Annotated in this window: 15 protein-coding genes; 4 read left to right on the top strand and 11 right to left on the bottom strand. The window is 62.0% G+C overall.

Features of this window, described 5'->3' with window-relative positions:
- The first annotated feature begins 77 nt into the window (after positions 1-77).
- Positions 78-4,019, top strand: coding sequence for a NahK/ErcS family hybrid sensor histidine kinase/response regulator (locus KVY02_RS03270; RefSeq protein ID WP_218314343.1), 3,942 nt, complete (start codon positions 78-80; stop codon positions 4,017-4,019).
- An 84-nt stretch (positions 4,020-4,103) separates the two neighbouring features.
- Here the strand turns inward: KVY02_RS03270 and KVY02_RS03265 are convergent, their stop codons facing one another.
- The 3 genes from KVY02_RS03265 to KVY02_RS03255 form a co-directional block, all read right to left on the bottom strand.
- A complete protein-coding gene (locus tag KVY02_RS03265) occupies positions 4,104-4,766 on the bottom strand; it encodes a LuxR C-terminal-related transcriptional regulator (protein ID WP_016916171.1) in 663 nt (220 codons plus the stop codon).
- A 270-nt stretch (positions 4,767-5,036) separates the two neighbouring features.
- Positions 5,037-6,986: an acetate--CoA ligase gene (acs, locus tag KVY02_RS03260; protein WP_218314340.1), complete on the bottom strand. Its 1,950-nt coding sequence runs from the start codon at positions 6,984-6,986 to the stop codon at positions 5,037-5,039.
- A 181-nt stretch (positions 6,987-7,167) separates the two neighbouring features.
- Positions 7,168-7,704 carry a SprT-like domain-containing protein gene (locus KVY02_RS03255; RefSeq protein ID WP_218314338.1) on the bottom strand — a complete coding sequence of 179 codons (537 nt, stop codon included), beginning with the start codon at positions 7,702-7,704 and terminating at the stop codon, positions 7,168-7,170.
- Between the two features lie 58 nt (positions 7,705-7,762).
- Here KVY02_RS03255 and KVY02_RS03250 point away from each other — a divergent pair, with 58 nt between their 5' ends.
- On the top strand, positions 7,763-8,437 hold the full coding sequence (locus KVY02_RS03250; protein WP_096921457.1) for a YecA/YgfB family protein: 675 nt from the start codon (positions 7,763-7,765) through the stop codon (positions 8,435-8,437).
- Between the two features lie 3 nt (positions 8,438-8,440).
- On the opposite strand, the gene KVY02_RS03245 is transcribed toward KVY02_RS03250, so the two are convergent.
- From KVY02_RS03245 to ampD, 7 genes are all read right to left on the bottom strand, one after another.
- Entirely contained in the window at positions 8,441-9,562 is a 1,122-nt protein-coding gene (locus KVY02_RS03245) for a phospholipase D-like domain-containing protein (protein WP_218314335.1), read from the bottom strand.
- 37 nt (positions 9,563-9,599) lie between these two features.
- Positions 9,600-10,310: a class I SAM-dependent methyltransferase gene (locus tag KVY02_RS03240; protein ID WP_218314331.1), complete on the bottom strand. Its 711-nt coding sequence runs from the start codon at positions 10,308-10,310 to the stop codon at positions 9,600-9,602.
- A complete protein-coding gene (gene tsaB / locus KVY02_RS03235) occupies positions 10,307-11,011 on the bottom strand; it encodes a tRNA (adenosine(37)-N6)-threonylcarbamoyltransferase complex dimerization subunit type 1 TsaB (protein ID WP_016916165.1) in 705 nt (234 codons plus the stop codon). Before tsaB ends, KVY02_RS03240 begins: the two co-directional genes overlap by 4 nt.
- Before the next feature lie 115 nt (positions 11,012-11,126).
- Entirely contained in the window at positions 11,127-11,780 is a 654-nt protein-coding gene (gene adk / locus KVY02_RS03230; protein WP_016916164.1) for an adenylate kinase, read from the bottom strand.
- A 247-nt stretch (positions 11,781-12,027) separates the two neighbouring features.
- Positions 12,028-14,022, bottom strand: coding sequence for a pyruvate dehydrogenase complex dihydrolipoyllysine-residue acetyltransferase (gene aceF / locus KVY02_RS03225; protein ID WP_218314328.1), 1,995 nt, complete (start codon positions 14,020-14,022; stop codon positions 12,028-12,030).
- Between the two features lie 58 nt (positions 14,023-14,080).
- Complete coding sequence (aceE, locus tag KVY02_RS03220) at positions 14,081-16,753, bottom strand: pyruvate dehydrogenase (acetyl-transferring), homodimeric type (RefSeq protein WP_100730984.1); 2,673 nt, start codon at positions 16,751-16,753, stop codon at positions 14,081-14,083.
- A 387-nt stretch (positions 16,754-17,140) separates the two neighbouring features.
- Positions 17,141-17,740 carry a 1,6-anhydro-N-acetylmuramyl-L-alanine amidase AmpD gene (gene ampD / locus KVY02_RS03215; RefSeq protein WP_218314325.1) on the bottom strand — a complete coding sequence of 200 codons (600 nt, stop codon included), beginning with the start codon at positions 17,738-17,740 and terminating at the stop codon, positions 17,141-17,143.
- A gap of 83 nt (positions 17,741-17,823) precedes the next feature.
- On the opposite strand from ampD, the gene nadC reads away from it, so the two are divergent.
- Entirely contained in the window at positions 17,824-18,678 is an 855-nt protein-coding gene (nadC, locus tag KVY02_RS03210; protein WP_016916160.1) for a carboxylating nicotinate-nucleotide diphosphorylase, read from the top strand.
- A gap of 3 nt (positions 18,679-18,681) precedes the next feature.
- Here nadC and KVY02_RS03205 read toward each other — a convergent pair whose 3' ends face one another.
- On the bottom strand, positions 18,682-19,212 hold the full coding sequence (locus tag KVY02_RS03205; protein ID WP_218314323.1) for a GNAT family N-acetyltransferase: 531 nt from the start codon (positions 19,210-19,212) through the stop codon (positions 18,682-18,684).
- 174 nt (positions 19,213-19,386) lie between these two features.
- Here KVY02_RS03205 and tsaA point away from each other — a divergent pair, with 174 nt between their 5' ends.
- Positions 19,387-20,127, top strand: a complete 741-nt coding sequence (tsaA, locus tag KVY02_RS03200) for a tRNA (N6-threonylcarbamoyladenosine(37)-N6)-methyltransferase TrmO (RefSeq protein WP_016916158.1) — start codon at positions 19,387-19,389, stop codon at positions 20,125-20,127.
- The last annotated feature ends 2 nt before the right edge of the window (positions 20,128-20,129 follow it).

Genomic DNA, 20,129 nt, shown 5'->3' with positions numbered 1-20,129 from the left:
AGGGCAATTCCCCTAGAATGGAGCCTCACCGAACGCACCGCCGCATGGGGCGCAGATAACAAGACAGGGAGAGAAGCATGTTTCACGGCGGGCTGCTGGTAGCCGTATCACTACTCTATATTGCCGTGCTGTTCGGCATTGCCTGGTACGGCGACCGCCGAGCGCGCACCCATGGCGCCAGCCGCCGCCGCCCCATCATCTACAGCCTGGCGCTGGCAATTTACTGTACGTCCTGGACGTTTTACGGCGCGGTGGGCCAGGCCGCCACGGCAGGCTGGTCGTTTGCCAGCATTTTCGTCGGGCCAATTCTGACGTTCCTGCTGTTCTGGCCGGTACTGGCCAAGATGATTCGCGTTGCCAAGCACCAGAACGTCACCTCCATCGCCGACTTCATTGCGTCGCGTTACGGCAAGACTCAGTCGCTGGCCGCCTTTGCCAGCCTGGTGGCGCTGATCGGTACGCTGCCCTATATCGCCCTGCAGCTAAAAGCCGTCTCGACCAGTTTCAGCGTGCTGACCGATGCACAGGACATCACTCACACCCCGCTGTTTGCCGATACGGCGTTTTATGTGGCTATCGTCATGGCGATCTTTGCCATCCTGTTTGGCACACGCCATACCGATGCCACCGAGCACCATGAGGGGCTGATTCACGCGGTCGCCTTCGAGTCACTGGTCAAACTGCTGGCCTTCCTGGTGCTGGGGGCCTTCGTCACCTGGGGCATGTTCGGCGGGCTGGGAGAGTTGATGGGCCATGCGGAAAGCCAGCTGGAGCTGCAGCGCCAGTTGGCCAACCAGGATTTCGGCCAGAGCTTCTGGGCACAAACGCTACTGGCCATGCTGGCCATCCTCTGCCTGCCACGTCAGTTCCACGTAGCGGTAGTCGAGAACATTCACCCGGACGACGCCAGCAAGTCGCGCTGGCTATTCCCGCTCTACCTGCTGGCCATTGCCTTCTTCGTGGTACCGCTGGCCGCCGCAGGGCTGATGCTGTTCTCGGAAAGCGGCGTCGAGCCCGACACTTACGTGCTGGCGCTCTCCATGGCTTCAGGCCAGCAGTGGCTGACCCTGCTGACCTTCATTGGCGGCTTTTCCGCAGCCACCGGCATGGTCATCGTGGCCGCGGTGGCGGTGTCCATCATGATCTCCAATGAAATCGTCATTCCGGCCCTGTTCCGACTGCGCTGGTTCGACACCAAGGCCCGAGACTACGGACGGCTGGTGCTGCGCGCTCGCCGCCTGACCATCATCGCCGTGCTGGCCATGGCCTACGGTTTCTATCAGCTGATTGGCGAGTTCACCTCGCTGGCCTCCATCGGCATGCTCTCGTTTGCCGCGGCCGGGCAATTTGCGCCTGCCTTGATCGGTGGGCTGTACTGGAAGCGTGGTAACCGGCTGGGCGTCGTCATCGGCATGAATGCCGGCTTTGCCATCTGGGCCTACAGCCTGCTGATGCCGGCCATGATCAACGCCGGTGTGCTGCCCCAGGCATGGCTGTTCGGCGGGCCACTGGGCATCTCGTGGCTCTCGCCCACGGCCCTGTTCGGCCTCAACCTGGGCGACCCGTTCACCCACGGGGTAATGCTCTCGCTGGGGATCAATCTGTTCTGCTATATCTTCGTCTCGCAGATCACCTCCCAGCGCGTGGTCGAGCGCATTCAGGCGTCGCTGTTCGTCGATAGCGTCGAGACCCGCCAGACCTCGGTGAACCGTCCCTGGACGGGCGCGACCACGGTAGGCGACTTGAAGGTACTGTGTGAGCGCTTCCTCGGTGCAGGCCAGGTGGACCGCGCCTTCGAAGACTACGCCCGTCGCGTGGGCAAACCGCTGGACGATGGCACCCGTGCCTCCATCGACGTCATCCAGTTCACCGAACGCTTCCTGGCATCGGTGCTGGGCGCCTCGTCGGCCCGTATTGTGGTGAACTCGGCGCTGCAGGGGCGCGGCATCGGCATTTCCGATGTGATCTCCATCGTCGATGAAGCCTCCCAGGTGCTGGAGTTCAACCGCGCTTTGCTGCAGGCCACCATCGAAAACATCAACCAAGGTATCAGTGTGGTCGACCAGAACCTGCGGCTGGTGGTGTGGAACCAGCGCTATTTAGAGCTATTCCGCTTCCCCGACCACATCATTCGCGTCGGCGCACCGATGGATCGCATCTTCCGTTACAACGCCCATAATGGCGAGTACGGCCCTGGCGACCCGGAAGAGCACGTGCAACTGCTGCTGGATAACATTCGCGATGGTCAACCCCACCGCTACGTGCGCTACCGCCAGGATGGCAGCGTGCTGGAAGTACAGGGCAACCCGATGCCCGGCGGCGGCTTTGTCTACACCTATCAGGATATTACCCAGCAAAAGCGTATCGAAGAGGCGCTGATCCGCTCAGAAAACAATATCCGTATCTACACCGATAACGTACCGGCGCTGATTGCCTACTTCGATAAGGAGAGCCGCTATCTGTTCACCAACCGCGCCTACGAGCAGGCCTTCAGCATCGATCGTAACGCGGTCATCGGGCGTCGCTATGAAGACGTGCTGCCGGTCAAGCAGGCCGAAGAGCGGCTGCCCTGGGTACGGCGAACGCTGGCCGGTGAGCGTGTCAGCTTCGAAGTCTCCATGCGCGTCAATGACGCCATGCGCTACATGCTGGTGACCTATACGCCCCACTTTGGCGACAGCCAGTCGATTTTAGGCTTTTTTGCGCTGTATCAGGATATTACCGAACGCCGCCAGGCCGAGATTGCGCTCAAGGAGACCAATGAAACCCTGGAGGAGCGCGTCAGGGAGCGCACCCAGGCGCTTTCAGAGGCCAACGCCGCTCTGCGCCAGGAGAACCGGGTGCGCGCAGAAGCGGAGCAGGCGCTGCGCCAGGCCAAGCAGCTGGCCGAGGATGCCAACGCCTCGAAAACGCGCTTTTTGGCCGCCGCCAGCCACGATCTGCTGCAGCCGCTGAACGCTGCGCGCCTGTTTACCTCGGCGCTGATGCAAAACGTCACCGCCAGCGATACCCAGCGCACCATTGGGCATATCGACAACTCGCTTCAGGCCGCCGAAGAGCTGCTGGGTACGCTGCTGGATATCTCCAAGCTGGATGCGGGCGCGCTGACCCCACGCCGCAGCCACTTCGCGCTAGCCGACATCTTCCGCCCGCTGCGGGCCGAGTTCGAAGTCATGGCCGACGACCGCGGTCTGGACCTGGACGTCGTCCCCACCCAGAAGTGGGTCGACTCTGACCCGCAAATGCTGCGCCGTATCGTACAGAACTTCCTCTCCAACGCCATTCGCTACACTCAGGAAGGGCGCGTGCTGCTGGGCTGCCGCCGCCAGGGCGAACGGCTGCTGATCGAGGTATGGGATAGCGGCCCCGGCATTCCCGAGTCCAAGCTCACCGAGATTTTCCAGGAGTTTCGTCGTCTCGATCAGGTGTCGCGTCACAAGGAGAGCGAAAAAGGGCTGGGGCTGGGACTGTCCATCGCCGACCGCATGAGTCGCGTGCTGGACCACCCCATCAAGGTACGCTCCTGGGAAGGCGTCGGGACGGTCTTTTCGGTGAGCGTGCCCATCGTGGCGGCCAAGGAGATGGCGCCGATAGAGCAAGAGGCTGGCCATCGCCGCAGTGGCAACAAGCTGGCGGGCACCCGCATCGTCTGTATCGACAATGAAACCCTGATTCTGGAGGGCATGACCGCCATGCTGAACGGCTGGGGCTGTGAGGTCTTCACCGCCACCAGCATCGGAGGGGCCAAGTCGATTCTGCGCAACATGGATGGCGACCCGGATGCCATTCTGGCGGATTACCATCTGGATAACGAAGTCACCGGCCTGATGGCTCTGGAAGCCCTCAGCGAGCGCTTCGAAGGGGCCGTGCCGGGCATCGTGATCACCGCTGACCGCACCGAAACCGTGGCCGAGGAGATCAAGCGGGCGGGGTACCACATGCTCCTGAAACCCGTGAAACCCGCCGCCCTGCGTGCTCTGCTGACACGCACCCTGCAGGCCAGTCGGGCCAAACTCTGACCCTGCCCCTGACAAAGCCATAGCTAACAAAACGCCGCGCCTGGAGAATTCCAGGCGCGGCGTTTTGGTTGCCTACCGTCGCGATCAGGACTCGACTTTGGGCGGCTCCACTTCCAGCTTTTGCGCGGCGATGACCGCCTGGGTGCGCGAGTGAACGCCCAGCTTGCGCAGAATTGCCGTGACGTGCGCCTTGATCGTGGCTTCCGAGACATTCAGCTCATAGGCAATCTGCTTGTTGAGCAGACCTTCGGTGAGCATGTTCAATACCCGGAACTGCTGGGGAGTCAGCGACGCAATCGCTTCGGCAAAACGCGACTCCTCTTCGCTGGTCTCTTCCAATACGTTGGCCAGCGCTTCAGGCAACCAGACTTCCCCCTGCAGAATTTCGCCCACGGCTTCGGCAATCAGCTGCAGTGAGGAGGATTTGGGGATGAACCCGGACGCCCCGTAGTCGATGGCGCGCCGCACCACGTAAGGCTCATCGCTGCCGGACACCACGGCAACGGGAATATCGGGCATCTGCCCGCGCAGCTGAATCAACCCCGAAAAGCCGTGGGCTCCCGGCATGTGCAGATCCAGCAGGATCAAATCCGCATCGGGATGTCGGTTGACGACCTCTGTGGTGGCTTCCATGGTGTCGGCTTCGACGATCTCGGCCTGGGGGGCCAACTGGCGCAACGCTTGGGTAAGCGCTGCGCGAAACAGCGGATGGTCGTCAGCGACGATAAACTTATGGGCTACTGCCATGGATTTTCCTCCGGTTCCTCGAGCAGCGGGGTTGCCTGCCGCCGCGACGCTAGGCTCATACGGTTGAGGCATGGTACCCCATGGGCTTCATCATGCCCAAGCATCACATGCACAATTTGTCATTGGAACGTCATTCAAACAGAAACAGCGGTGCCGGCTCATGGCCGGCACCGCGACAGACTAACGCAGTTTGCCCTGATTTAATAAATCCAGGCGTGACGCTGGTCATTGAAAACAGCCCCCACAAGACGATTCATGGGGGTGCTTCCCTTACTGGTTGGCACGATGTTCGATCAGGTCATCGACCACCGACGGGTCTGCCAGCGTACTGGTATCGCCCAGCCCATCACACTCGTTGGCCGCGATCTTGCGCAGGATGCGGCGCATGATCTTGCCCGAACGGGTCTTGGGCAGCCCCGGCGCCCACTGGATGACATCCGGCGACGCAATGGGGCCGATATCCTTACGCACCCACTGGGTCAGCTCTTTCTTCAGTTCGTCGGTGGGGTCCATGCCATCGTTCAAGGTCACGTAGATATAGATGCCCTGCCCCTTGATGTCATGGGGGAAGCCCACCACGGCGGCCTCGGCCACGGCGGAATGAGCGACCAGCGACGACTCGATTTCGGCGGTGCCCATGCGGTGGCCAGAGACGTTGAGCACGTCGTCCACACGGCCGGTGATCCAGTAGTAGCCGTCCTCGTCGCGGCGGCAGCCGTCACCGGTGAAGTACATGCCGTCGTAGGTGGAGAAGTAGGTTTGCACGAAGCGCTCGTGATCACCCCAGATGGAGCGCGCCTGCCCCGGCCAGGAGTCGAGAATCACCAGGTTGCCCTCGCTGGCCCCTTCCAGGGTCTGGCCCTCGTTGTCCACCAGTGCGGGCTTGACCCCGAAGAACGGCGTCGTGGCCGAGCCCGGCTTGAGGTCGGTAGCCCCCGGCAGCGGCGCAATCATGATGCCGCCCGTCTCGGTCTGCCACCAGGTATCCACGATGGGACACTTCTCGTTGCCGATGACCCGGTAGAACCACTCCCAGGCTTCCGGGTTGATCGGCTCACCCACCGAGCCCAGCAGGCGCAGCGAGTCGCGCTTGCTGGAATCCATCACGCCATCGCCATGGGCCATCAGCGCACGGACGGCGGTCGGCGCGGTATAGAGGATGTTGACCTGGTGCTTGTCGACGATGTCGCCCATCCGGCCATGGGTCGGATAGCTGGGCACGCCTTCGAACATCAGCGTCGTGGCGCCGTTGGCCAGCGGCCCGTACACGATATAGCTATGCCCGGTGACCCAGCCCACGTCGGCGGTACACCAGTAGATCTCGCCTTCCTGGTAGTCGAAGATATATTGGTGGGTCATGGCGGCATAGGTCAGGTAGCCGCCAGTGGTATGCTTCAGCCCTTTCGGCGCGCCGGTAGAGCCTGAGGTATACAGAATGAACAGCGGATCTTCTGCGTTCATGGGCTCCGCCGGGCACTCGGTCGACTGCTGATCGACCAGCTCGTCGAACCACAGGTCACGGCCTGCCTGCCAGTCGATATCGCCTCCGGTGCGTTTGACGACCAGCACGTTCTTGCACACGTCGGTGCCGTCACGGGTCAGCGCCGAGTCGACGTTCTCTTTCAGCGGCACATGCTTGCCACCGCGCACCGACTCATCGGCGGTGATCACCAGCTTGGAGTCCGCGCCAATCACTCGCTGAGCCACGGCGTCCGGGGAGAAGCCACCAAAGACCACCGAGTGCACCGCGCCAATCCGCGCACAGGCCAGCATGGCCATGGCGGCCTCGGGAATCATCGGCATATACAGCGTGACCGTATCGCCTTTCTGAATGCCCAGCGATTTCAGGCCATTGGCCAGCTGGTTGGTACGCTCGTACAGCTCACGGTAGGTGATGTGTTTGGATTCGCTGGGATCATCGCCTTCCCAGATGATCGCCGTCTGGTCGCCACGCGTGGCCAAATGGCGGTCCAGGCAGTTGGCGCTGACGTTCAGCTCGCCGTCTTCGAACCAGCGAATATCGACGTTGTCGCGGGCGAACGAGGTATTCTTGATCTTGCTGGGGGTCTTGATCCAGTCGAGACGCTTGGCTTGCTCGGCCCAGAAGCCTTCAGGGTCCTCCATGGACTGCTGATACATTGCCGCATACTTGTCTTTGTCGGCCCATGCCTTGGCTGCGATGCTATCGCGCACTGGATAGACGTTCTGATGCTCGCTCATGAAATTGCCTCTGTCCGTGAAAATGCACTCTCGTGGAAGTTGTGTCGGTCTTGTTATTGGTGGCACCGACCCGGCTAATCTTTACCTAGCATAAACCTCCCGATGACGGCTTCCCCTTAGACATTGGTATTAACATTTTTATTTTAAAAAACATACACTTAAAACATATTTCCGGGATTCATCAAGTACTGTAGACCAAGGTCTGATGACAATGTCGGCAGCGATATCGCTGCCCTTTTACCACTAAGGCATGACGTCTGGCCGTAAAAGCGTGGGTCTGGCAGGCGCACTGGTAGCGGTAGGGCCGCGACTGCGCTTGCCCGATATCGAAACGGTGGGTAACCCGGGGTTCCAGCCCAAACAGGTCACGCATGACGGTCTGCCACTCCCGGCCATGGGGTTTCAAACGGGTGCCGTTGGCCAAGTGAAAGACCAGCCAGTGGGCCATTTCATGGGGGATCACCTCGTCGAAGAAAGCCATGCGGTTGGCCGCCATCAGCACGGGATTGAAGCGCAGCCCTTGCCGGCCCCAGTGGGCCTGCCCAGCCCCTGCGCCCTTCAGGTCGAACCAGACGCCGGGAGTAGGTAGCGTCGGATACACTTCCCGGCAGCGGGCCAGCGCTTCCGCGACCCGTTCACGGGCGGCGGAAGCCAGCGCGGGTGGTGACAACGCTTCTAGCTCATCAACAGGCCAGGAAGGCAGTGGTGTGGTGTTCATTAGTGATAAACTAACCGTCAAGATGTTGTTCGATTCAAGATACCCGATGAGGCTTTTCATGGCAGAGCGCAACAACGAGCCCCCCGCAACCGCTTCCGACAGCGTGCCACCCCAGCCGCTGCTGGAAGATGAGCAGCTGGACAGGCTGGACGACTTTCTCGATTCGGACCGCGTGGGCGAAGATGCCCTGGACCTGATTTCGGCCCATGGCTTTCTGGTGGCCCTGGCCGTGGCACCCAGCGAACAGCCCCGCGACACGTGGCTTGCCGAGCTCTTTCAGGGCGAGCCCAACTACCAGGACGACGCCGAACGCGATGAGGTCACGCACCTCCTCTGCCTGCTGCGTGATAACGCCATGGCGGTGCTGGAGCAAGGCGGCCTGCCGGAGCTGCCCTTCGAGCTGACCCTGGATGGCCTGCCCGCCGAAGAGACGCCCATCGGCGACTGGTGCGCAGGCTTCATGGAAGGCGTGTTCAGCGACGAAAGCGCCTGGTTCCAGGAAGACGAAGAGGCTGCAGCCACCCTGCTGCTGCCCTTCATGCTGCTCTCGGGTCTGTTTGACGACGAACCCGACATGGCCGAGATGGCCAGCGACCAGGCCAATCAGGAAGCGCTGGTGGCCCAGCTGCCCGAACTGGTGCTCGACCTGTACCTGCACTACCGCGTGCCCCCGGAAACGCCCAAACCCAAGCCCCGCAAGAAAACCCCTGCCAAGGGCAAAAAGCGCAAGTAGCCGCTACTTGAGCCGCGTCACCAGGCCATCCAGCGCGCCATACACCCACTCCCGGGCGCGCTGCCACCAGGGCCGCGCGGCCCAGGCCTGGGCATCCACCTCGTCACTGGCAGCAAAATTGCGCTCGAACAGCTCGCGCACGTCGTTGGCGAAGGCAGCATCTTCCACCTCCTGATTGGCCTCCAGGTTCCAGTGCAGGTTCCAGTGGTCAAAGTTGCAGGAGCCCAGGCTCACCCAGTCGTCTGCCAGAGCAAACTTGGCATGAATGAACGTGGGTTGGAACTCGAAGATACGCACGCCCGCCTTCAGCAGGCTGTGATAAAAGCGCTGGCCTGCGTAACGCACCCCAGGGTGATCATGCTTGGCACCGGGCAGCAGCAGGCGAACGTCCACCCCGCGCCGGGCCGCGCGCACCAGCCGCCGACGCAGCGAAAAGGTCGGCACGAAATAGGGCGTACATAGCCACAGTCGTTGGCGAGATTGGTGGACCCGCGCGTAGAGTGAGTGCCGAATGGCCTGGTAGCGATAGCCACGGCCCGACATCACGCGGCCACTGACGCCGGCATCATAAGGCTCGGCCACTCGCGCTTCCGGCAGCGCCAGGCGCGGCCCTTGCGGGGACGCATAGCGGGTCAGCCGTGAGCGCCACAAGCGACGAAACAGCGCCTCCCAATCGGCCACCACGGGCCCTTGGACCCGGGCGGCGATTTCGTACCAGGCCTCCAGGAATTCATCCACCGCGCCAAACCCGCCCGTGAAGGCTACCTCGCCATCCACCACCACGATCTTGCGATGGTCACGGCTCAGGTTGCGTGCCAGCGAGTGGAAGCCAATCGGATTGAACAGCTGCAAGGCTACACCTGCCTCCTGCAGCCGTTCACGATCCTCGCGCTTCAGCCCCATGGCGCCATAGCCATCCAGCAGTACATACACCTGCACGCCACGCTCGGCCGCAGCCACCAGCACATCGATCATCTGGTCGGCCAACGCCCCCGACTCCATCAGATAAAGCTCTACGAAAACATAGTGCTGGGCCTGATGGACGGCGTCGAACATGGCTGGCAGAAAGCGCGATGCTTCCGGCAGAAGCGCCACACGGTTACCTTCTCGCCACGCGTACTGCATAGAGACTCCTTCTCTTGCGCCATGCCTGCAGACCGCCTCAGCGGCTCAAGGAGCGGTGAACGTACAGGTCATAGCGGCTGGTTTTGCCTTCGATTGTATGCTGCGGCGCAGGGCCAGCAATAGGCGGCGCTTTACGGGGGCGCTTGACCACCACCCGGTGAGTGGCCACCGTCAGCGCCGCTTCCAGCAGGCGCGGGGCGTCATCGTCCTCCCCGGCCAGTTCACGAAACAGGCGCATTTCCTTCTTCACCAGCGCCGATTTCTCGCGATGGGGAAACATGGGATCCAGGTGCACGACCTGCGGGGTGAACTCGGCGCTGGCCACCAGCGCCGCCAGCGCCTCACAGGCATCCCCATGACGCAGCTGCATGCGCGCGGTGATGGGCGCCGTCTCGGCGTCCCTGGCCGCCCGGGCCAGGCCATCCTCCAGCAGTGCGGCAATGGCCTGCACGCGCTCGACCATCAGCACCTCGGCGCCCAGGCTGGCCAACACGAACGCGTCACGCCCGAGCCCTGCCGTGGCGTCCACGATGCTCGGCGTCACGCCTTTGGAAAGCCCGCACGCCTTGGCCACCAGCTGGCCGCGCCCACCGCCGAACTGACGCCGATGGGCCGCCTTGCCGGACACGAAATCGACGCTCAAGGGCTTGCCGTACTGGCGCTCGTCACCGACCAGCGCCAATCGGCCATCGCGCTCTTCCAGCGTCAGCCCCGCGGGCAGCGCTATCGGTGGGCGCGCCGAGCTCATGCCGGCTTTTTCCAGGCCACGTCGTTACGCAGGTAGACGGGCTGCGCTTCATGGGCGGCGACACCCAACCCTGCGTCCAGGTCCCGCGCGGCCAGCCAGGCCATCTCTTCGGCGCGCGGCTCCAGGTCGTCGCTGAGGTGCTGGGTCATGCCCACATGCACTCCCACATCGAAAGCGTCCCAAAGCGCAAAGCCCGAGCCGACTCCGACCCAGTCGGCTTCGTCGGATGGCAGTCTAAAAGCGCCTGGAGCCAGCACACGCTCCTCGCTTTGCGGGCTGACCACGTCGTTCAGGCAGTGCCAGCTGGCCACATAAATTTCACCCATTCGGGCATCCAGCGCGGTCACCACATGGCGAAAGTGATAACGGCGATGCACCTGCAGGGCCAGCGCTTCCAGGGTAGAGATACCCAGCAGCGGGCGCTCCAGGCCGAAGGCCAACCCCTGGGCCGCTCCGGCGGCAATGCGCAGGCCGGTAAATGAGCCCGGCCCACGGCCAAACGCGACGGCGTCCAGCTGCCCAGGCGCAATGGCAGCAGTAGCCAGCAGCTCGTCGACCATCGGCATCAAGCGTTTGGTATGGGCGCGCGGCGTCATTTCGTAACGCGCCAGGCACTCGGACTGATCACTCTCCTGACGCAGCAGCGCGGCAGAGCAGGCACTGGAGGAGGCATCCAATGCCAGAAGATATCGCGACGACATAACCGTGTGGCACTCCGAAAAAAATAGGCCGCCAGTATACCGTCTGGCGGCCTTGACGACGATGGCCCGCAGGAAACCTGCGGGCCATCGTCAGTCGAGCAGTCTGTTACCAGGCTCAGTTCAGCGCTTCTTTCACCTGGCGGGTGATATCGGCCACGCTGCCCACTCCTTCCACACGGTGGTACTGGGGTGCAGCGGCCGGGTCCTCTTTGGCCCACTGCTGGTAGTAGTCCACCAGCGGAGCCGTTTGGTCGTGGTACACCGACAGGCGGTTGCGCACGGTAGACTCCTGATCGTCTTCCCGCTGGATCAGGGCTTCCCCGGTGACATCGTCCTTGCCCGGCTCTTTGGGCGGATTGTGGTCGATGTGGTAGACACGGCCCGAGGCGGGGTGAACGCGACGTCCGGCCAGGCGGCTGACGATCTCTTCGTCCGGCACGGCGATTTCCAGCACGTGATCGAGCTTCACGCCGCCTTCTTTCATGGCATCGGCCTGGGGAATGGTGCGGGGGAACCCGTCAAACAGGAAACCGTTGGCGCAGTCCGGCTGGCTGATGCGCTCCTTGACCAGGTCGATGATGATTTCGTCGGACACCAGCCCACCACTGTTCATGATCTCCTTGACCTTGAGTCCCAGCTCAGTGCCGTCCTTGATGGCGGTGCGCAGCATATCCCCGGTGGAAATTTGGGGAATCTTGAACTGCTCACAAATAAACTGAGCTTGAGTCCCCTTCCCCGCGCCGGGGGCACCCAACAGGATTAAACGCATGGCACTGCTCCTTGAATGTTCGTACTTGATTGGTGGTGATCGAATAAATCAATGAATCGACAATAACCGTGCCGTTCAGGCGACACAACTCCCCAAAAGCCTGAAAGGCCGATTATTTTGCGTTTTTTCAAGCGAAAACAGCAAAGTGGCGATGGCTAGTACTTTGGTCACGCTGGTTTTCTGCTGACGCCACAGAAACACAAGCGGCGCCCATAGGGGCGCCGCTTGTGGCTTGCTCGTGGTCTGATTACAGCAACAGACGACGGATATCGGTGAGCACGTCTGCCAGGAAGGCAGTGAAGCGTGCCGCATCGGCACCGTTGATCGCCCGGTGGTCATAGGAGAGCGACAGCGGCATCATCAAGCGCGGCTGGAAGGCACTGCCATCCCACACCGGCTTCATTTGCGCTTTCGACACGCCCAGGATCGCCACTTCAGGCGCATTGACGATAGGCGTGAAGGCCGTGCCACCGATCGAGCCCAGGCTCGAAATGGTGAAGCAGCCACCGGTCATCTCGTCGCGCTTGAGCTTCTTGGTCTGCGCTTTCTTGCCCAGCTCTGCCATTTCCTTGGCGATCTCGATCAAGGACTTCTTGTCGGCATCGCGCAGTACGGGCACCATCAGGCCATCCGGCGTATCCACCGCGATACCGATATGCACGTACTTCTTCCAGACCAGCGTATCGCCGTCGCCTTTCAGGCTGACGTTGAACTGCGGGTACTTGCGCAGAGCAAAGGCGCACGCCTTGACCAAAAATGGCAGCGGCGTGAGCTTCGCCCCCTGGGCTTCGGCCTCGGCCTTCATCGCCTTGCGGAAGTCTTCCAGCTCGGTGATATCGGCTTCGTCGAACTGGGTGACGTGAGGCACGTTGAGCCAGCTGCGATGCAGATTGGTCGCGCCCATCTTGAGCAGGCGGCCCATCGGCTTCTCTTCCACTTCACCGAACTGGCTGAAGTCGACTTCCGGCACGGCAGGAATACCCGCGCCACCTGACGCTGCCGGTGCGGCGGCCTGGGCGCTGCCCTGGTTGGCCAACACCTGCTTGACGTAGGCCTGCACGTCTTCCTTGAGCACGCGCTCTTTCGGGCCGCTGGGCTTCACCAGCCCCAGGTCGACACCCAGTTCGCGGGCCAGCATGCGTACCGCCGGGCCAGCATGTACCAGCTTGCCGTCACGGGGCTTGTGTGCTGCCATTTGCGCTTCTGGGCTCGGCGTGCCGCCACTGGCCGCAGGCTTGGCGCTGGCCGGGCTGGCACTGCTTTGCGCTGCCTTTTCAGGCGCCGCTTTCTTCGGCGCGGCCTTCCTGGCGCCCGCCACTTCCATGTAGCCAATCACGTCGCCTTCGGAGACGGTATCGCCCTCCTTGACTGTCAGCTCGACGAGTTTGCCCTTGTAAGGGCTGGGCACATCCATGGAAGCCTTGTCGGACTCCAGCGTGATCAGCGGGTCTTCGACGTCGACTTCGTCGCCTACCGACACACCCATCTCGATGATGGGCACGTCTGCAGAGCCGGAAAGATCCGGCACGCGGATCTCCTTGCGCTCTGGCTCACCGCTGCCACTCTCTTCTTCAGCCGCTTCTTCTTCGGCGGGCTCGCTGGCAGGGGCAGGCTGTTCGGCCTTGGCAGGCTCTTCGTCGGCAGCGTCATCGCCACCGGCGATTTCCATCTTGCCGATGACATCGCCTTCCGACACGGTATCGCCTTCCTTGACGGTCAAGGAGACGATTTTCCCGCTATGCGGGCTGGGCACGTCCATGGAAGCCTTGTCTGACTCCAGCGTGATCAGCGTGTCTTCGGCGTTGACGTCGTCGCCTTCGCCAACGGCCACTTCGATGATCTCGACGTTGTCGGAACCACCCAGGTCAGGCACCTTGATGTCAACGGTCTGCTTGCCACCGCTGGCTTTTTTCGCTGCCGGTGCAGGGGCCTCTTCCTGCTTGGGCGCGGGGGCTTCCTCGGCGGCGCTGTCAGCTTTTGCTTCCGGTTCGGCATCGCCGCTACCTTCCACTTCCAGCTCGACGATGTCGTCGCCTTCGGAGACCTTGTCGCCCTCTTTCACCAACACTTTGACCACCTTGCCGCCTTTCGGGGCCGGTACATCCATGCTGGCTTTGTCGGATTCCAGAGTGATCAGGGTGTCTTCCGCTTCAATGACGTCGCCTTCTGACACCGCAATCTCGATGATTTCGACATCGGTATCGCCACCGATATCGGGAACTTTGATGATTTCGCTACTCAAGGTCGCGCTCCTTCCAAATCGGATCGAGCCGGCGGGCAGTGGCCCGCCGGGCAGCGGTTTAGCTGGTCAGCGGGTTCGGCTTGTTGGCATCGATGCCGTACTTCTTCAGCGCTTCGCCAACGTGCTTGCGATCAATCTCACCGCGATCGGCCAGCGCGCGCAGCGCCGCAACGGTCACGAAGTAGCGATCCACTTCGAAGAAGTAGCGCAGCTTCTCGCGGGTATCGGAACGGCCAAAGCCATCGGTGCCCAACACGGTGTAGTCGTTGGGTACCCAGGCGCGTACCTGGTCCGCATACAGCTTCATGTAGTCGGTAGAGGCAATCACCGGGCCATCACGACCTTCCAGGCACTGGGTCACGTGAGGCTTGCTGGCCTCGGCGTCCGGGTTCAGGAAGGCTTCGCGCTCCAGCAGCAGCGCTTCGCGGCGCAGCTCGTTGAAGCTGGTGACGCTCCAGATATCGGCCCCGATACCCCAGTCGTTGGCCAGCAGCTCGGCAGCGGCTTCGACTTCACGCAGGATGGTGCCCGACCCCAGCAACTGAACGCGGCCCTTGTCGCCCTGAGTCTCCTTGAGCAGATACATGCCTTTGACGATATCGTCGGCGGGGACGTTCTCGAGCTCGGGGTGCTCGTAGTTCTCGTTCATGACGGTGAGGTAGTAGAAGCAGTTCTCTTTGTCCGTGAACATGCGCTTCAGACCATCCTGCACGATGACCGAGACTTCGTGAGCATAGGTCGGGTCGTAGCTGCGGCAGTTGGGGATGGTAGATGCCTGGATCAGGCTGTGGCCATCCTGGTGCTGCAGACCTTCGCCGTTCAGCGTGGTGCGCCCGGCGGTACCGCCGACCATGAAGCCGCGTGCCTGCAGGTCGCCTGCGGCCCAGGCCAGATCACCGATACGCTGGAAGCCGAACATCGAGTAGTAGATGTAGAACGGCAGCAGCGTGACGTTGTTGTTGCTGTAGGAAGTAGCGGCCGCAATCCACGCGGACATGGCGCCAGCTTCGGAAATACCCTCTTCGAGAACCTGACCTTTCTGGTCCTCGCGGTAGTACATGATCTGGCCTTTATCGACCGGCTCGTACTTCTGACCTTCCGAGGTGTAGATACCCAGCTGACGGAACATGCCTTCCATACCGAAGGTACGCGCTTCGTCGGGGATGATCGGTACGACCTGCTTGCCCAGCTGCTTGTCCTTCACCAGGCCGTTCAGGATACGCACGAAAGCCATGGTGGTAGAGATTTCGCGGCCTTTGGAACCGCCCATCTGGGAAGCAAACGTCTTGTCTTCCAGGCTGGGGATTTCCAGCGCTTCGAAATCGCTGCGGCGGCTCGGCAGGTAGCCGTTGAGACGCTCGCGCTGCAGGTGCATGTACTTGAGTTCGGGAGAGTCTTCTTCCGGCTTGTAGTACGGGACTTCCTTGAGCTGTTCGTCGGTCAGCGGAATGCCGAAGCGGTCGCGGAATTTCTTCAGCGCTTCGTATTCCATGCTCTTGACCTGGTGCGCTTCGTTGGCCGCTTCGCCATCGCCGCTACCCATACCGTAACCCTTGACGGTATGCGCCAGGATCACCGTGGGCTTGCCGTTGGTGGTGTTGACCGCTTCGTGATAGGCCGCATAGACCTTGAACGGGTCGTGACCGCCACGGTTGAGCTTCCAGATATCCTCGTCGGAGAGATCCTTGACCATCGCTTCGGTTTCCGGGTACTTGCCGAAGAAATGCTCGCGGGTATAGGAGCCACCGTTGGCCTTGTAGTTCTGGTACTCGCCGTCGACCGCTTCGTCCATGCGCTTCTGAAGGATGCCTTTCTTGTCCTTCTCGAACAGCGGATCCCAGTGACGACCCCACACCACCTTGATGACGTTCCAGCCGGCACCGCGGAAGACGCCTTCGAACTCGTCCATGACGCGGGAGTTGCCGCGTACCGGGCCGTCCAGACGCTGCAGGTTGCAGTTGATGACGAAGATCAGGTTGTCCAGGTTCTCGCGGCCAGCCAGCGAGATGGCACCCAGCGATTCCGGCTCGTCGCACTCGCCGTCGCCCATGAAGCACCAGATCTTGCGGTCTTTCATGTCTTTCAGTTCACGGTGATGCAGATACTTCATCACGTGAGCCTGATAGATGGCCTGGATCGGGCCAAGGCCCATGGATACCGTGGGGAACTGCCAGTAGTCCGGCATCAGCCAGGGGTGGGGGTAAGACGACAGGCCGTCACCATCCACTTCACGGCGGAACTTGTCCATCTGCTCTTCGGTCAGACGGCCCTCCAGGTAGGAACGCGCGTAGATACCCGGTGCCACGTGGCCCTGGATATAGATCAGGTCGCCTTCGAAGTCCCCCTTGGGGGCGCGGAAGAAGTGGTTGAAGCCCACATCGTACAGCGTGGCCGACGACATGAAACTTGCAATGTGACCACCCAGCCCAGGATTGGCACGGTTGTTACGAATGACCTGAGCAATGGCGTTGTAACGGATCAGGGAGCGAATACGACGCTCCATGAACAGATCGCCAGGCATCGGGGCTTCGCGATGAACCGGTATCGTGTTGCGGTGGGGGGTTGTCACCGAGAAGGGCACCTTCATCCCGTCCCGGCGCAGGCGATCCGCCAAGCGGGTCATCAGGTAGCGGGCGCGATCTTCGCCCTCACGATCCAGCACCGATTCCAGGGATTCCAGCCACTCCGTGGTTTCGACCGGATCGAGATCTTCTCTTGTCTCCAGACTCATAGAGGTCTCTCCGAATGACGATAAATGACAATGAGCCCCGCCAACCCTTCGGGCCTGGGGCGGCTGCGGTGTGTGGCCACCACAGGCCTGTGAATAGCCGACGCGATGCATCGAGCAGGGGATTTTCACCCTACATTCAATGAGCTACGCTTTCATGAATGTAGTTAAGCTACAGTTTTTTGGTAAAAATTAGCCTTTTGTATATGCGAAGATACCGCAAAGTCGTCACGCTGCCAATTGCGGCACGCCGCAAAAAGCCATCGAAAACAAACTATTGCACTGCAACATAAGCGCTTTATAGGACCTTGGTCGCTACGACTTAGGATACCTTCCTGTAACCAAACTACCGTTTCATTTGTTGCTAAAAGAACCACTTATTTGCCCCGTTTAACCGTCTATTGGGTGGGCGCCATCAAGCGCTGGCGGAAACAGGCGCTGGCGGAAATAGGCCCAGTCGAAGGCGGGCCCCGGGTCGGTCTTGCGCAAGGGGGCCACATGAGCATGACTGGTGATCCGCTCAGCGGTCAGCGCCGGGTAACGCGCCATCAGCCAGTGCGTGGCCTCGGCAAGCGCCACATACTGCGCCTCGCTGAACGGCGTCTGGTCATCGCCCTCCAGCTCGATTCCTACGGAGAAGTCGTTCAAGCGTGTCCGCCACGCCTGTTCAGCCGGGTCCCACCAGCGCGATTGCCCGGCGTGCCAGGCGCGCTGGTCGATGTCGACGAACTGAACGCACTCGCCATCGCGGCGAATCAGCAGGTGCGCCGACACCCGCAGGTGCGCAATCGTAGCGAAGAAGGGGTGCTCGTCGGGCACCAGCCGATTGGTGAACAGCGCCTCGACGGCGTGACCCGAGAACTGCCCGGGGGGCAGGCTGATCGCGTGAAGCAACAGCAGCGACACTTCCTGCTCGGGCCGCGCATCCTGGTTGGGTGACACGACCTGCCGAGCCTTGGCCCACTGGCCCTGGGATGCGAGCTGGTTCATTCGGCTGACTTGCTCCTCTACGTTCGCGTTGTGTTTCACTATAATGCCTTTCACCCAAGATCACGCTTCGAGAACCCACTGCTATGCATTATCAAACCGCGCTTGATGAAGAGATTCGCACCTGCGTTCCCCGCTGGCTGGCGGAAGACCTGGGCACCGGGGACATCACCGCACAGCTGATCCCTGAAAACCAGTGGGCCACCGCCAAGGTGATTACCCGCGAACCGGCGGTCCTCTGTGGCGTTGCCTGGGTCGAGGAAATTTTCCGCTGTCTGGACGAGCGCGTCACGCTACGCTGGCAGGCCAGCGATGGCGAGTTGCTGGAGGCCCAGCACTGCTTTCTGGAACTAGAAGGCCCCGCCCGCAGCCTGCTGACCGGCGAGCGCGCCGCGCTGAACATTCTGCAGACGCTGTCTGCCACGGCCACCGCCACCCGCCGCTACGTGGACTTGATCGAGGGTACCAGTGTGCGCCTGCTGGACACCCGCAAAACGCTGCCGGGGCTACGCCTGGCACAAAAGTACGCGGTCACCTGCGGCGGTGGCCATAATCACCGCCTGGGCCTGTGGGATGCCTTCTTGATCAAGGAGAATCACATCGCGGCCTGTGGTGGCATTCAGGCCGCCGTGGCGCAGGCCCGCAAGCTGGCCAGCGACGTACCGGTGGAAGTGGAAGTCGAAACCTTCGAAGAGCTGGACCAGGCGCTGGCGGCGGGCGCCGATATCGTCATGCTGGACAACTTCGACATCGAAGACCTGCACGTAGCGGTAGAGATCAATGGGGGTCGCGCCACCCTGGAAGCCTCCGGCAACGTCGATGACTCGACGCTGAAAGCCATTGCGGACACCGGCGTGGACTGCATTTCCAGCGGCGCCCTCACCAAGGATGTGGCCTCCGTCGATCTGTCGATGCGCATCACTCAAACCTTCAACGTTTGATCGTCAGGTTTCCACCGCGCTGAGCTGCTTGACCAGCCGGTAGCGCTGGAGCATCTCACCACTGCGCTCGACCCACTGCTCGCCGAGGTTATCGTAGCCACGGCGCTGCAGTCGTTCGAGCAGCATCCGGCTGGCCTCGATTTCCACTTGCGCCACGCCATGTTCCAGCAGAATGCGCTCGGCATGGATCAACAGCGTGGTGCCGATGCCACGCCCCGCCAGCGACGGCCAGACGTAAAGCGTTTCAATGCGCCCACCGCTCACGTCCAGCTCGAGAAAGCCAACGCAGCGGCCATCGCAGGCGGCCACCAGCGTCGTGTAGAGCGCCTGACGCGCCGCCCAGGCGGTGCCTTCACGGGGCAGCGCATGGGCCCAGGCGCGCCGCTCGGCCAGCCCATAATGGTTGGCCGCGCCTTGCATGACGGCATGATAGAACACTTCGGCCTGGTCGGCGGCGTCCTTGGCCAGCGCCGCGCGATACGTGACGCGGGCCATTGGCGTGGATGCCGGTGAAGAAGGGTCGATGTTGGACATACGTTGCCTCAATGGGGTGACCGCTGGCCGTCAAGCGCAGCGCTGTGTCGGTTCCGTTGGCTAGTCTATACTCATCGCCCTGGCGGGCAACCCGTGCCAGCCGAGCTTGAATTCATCGAGCGTGCGTCGCCATGCCACCATGCACAAGCGCGCTGACACGCAAAAGGGAGTGCCATGCACGATTCTCGGGGCCACGGGCCGTTTTCGATCACGCCCATTGGCCATATCATCAGCGACTACCCGGACAAGTTTGGCGTGCCTCGCCAGCCTGGCTTGGCCCCGGCAGCCCATGCGCGCCTGGTACTGGCCCACCCTTTCGACGACCCACTGACCGTACGCGGGTTGGAAGACTTCAGCCACCTGTGGCTATCGTTCATCTTTCACCAAAGCCCCGAACGCTGGTCGCCCCTGGTACGCCCGCCTCGGCTGGGGGGGAATCGCAAAGTGGGCGTCTTCGCCAGCCGCAGCACCCATCGCCCTAACCGGCTGGGGCTGTCGCTGGTCGCGCTCTCCGGTATCGAGACCGGGCCCGGCGTGACGCTTCACCTGGCGGGCTGCGATCTGGTCAGCGGCACCCCCGTGGTGGACATCAAGCCATACCTGCCCTGGGCAGAGGCCATTCCCAGCGCCCAGGCGGGGTTTGCCCCTCAACCGCCGGAGACGGTGGCCGTGGTGTTCTCGCCAGAGGCTCACGGCGTGCTATCCCTACGCCAGGATGGCGCGTCGCTGCGGGCGCTGATCGAGCAGGTGCTGGGCCAGGACCCCCGCCCTGCTTATCAGCGGGGCGGACAGGCCGAACGTCTTTACGGGGTGCGCCTGCGCAATGTCGATGTGCGCTTTCGGGCGCTGACCGCCGCCGAAAACGACGCCACCACCCTGGAGGTGGTGGCGATAGAGCCCGAAGACCGCAAGTGACC

It is taken from the genome of Halomonas sp. 18071143, assembly GCF_019211725.1.
Taxonomy (GTDB): Bacteria; Pseudomonadota; Gammaproteobacteria; order Pseudomonadales; family Halomonadaceae; genus Vreelandella; species Vreelandella stevensii.
Note: the sequence above shows the minus strand (reverse complement) of the source record. Positions and strands in the feature narration are given on the sequence as shown.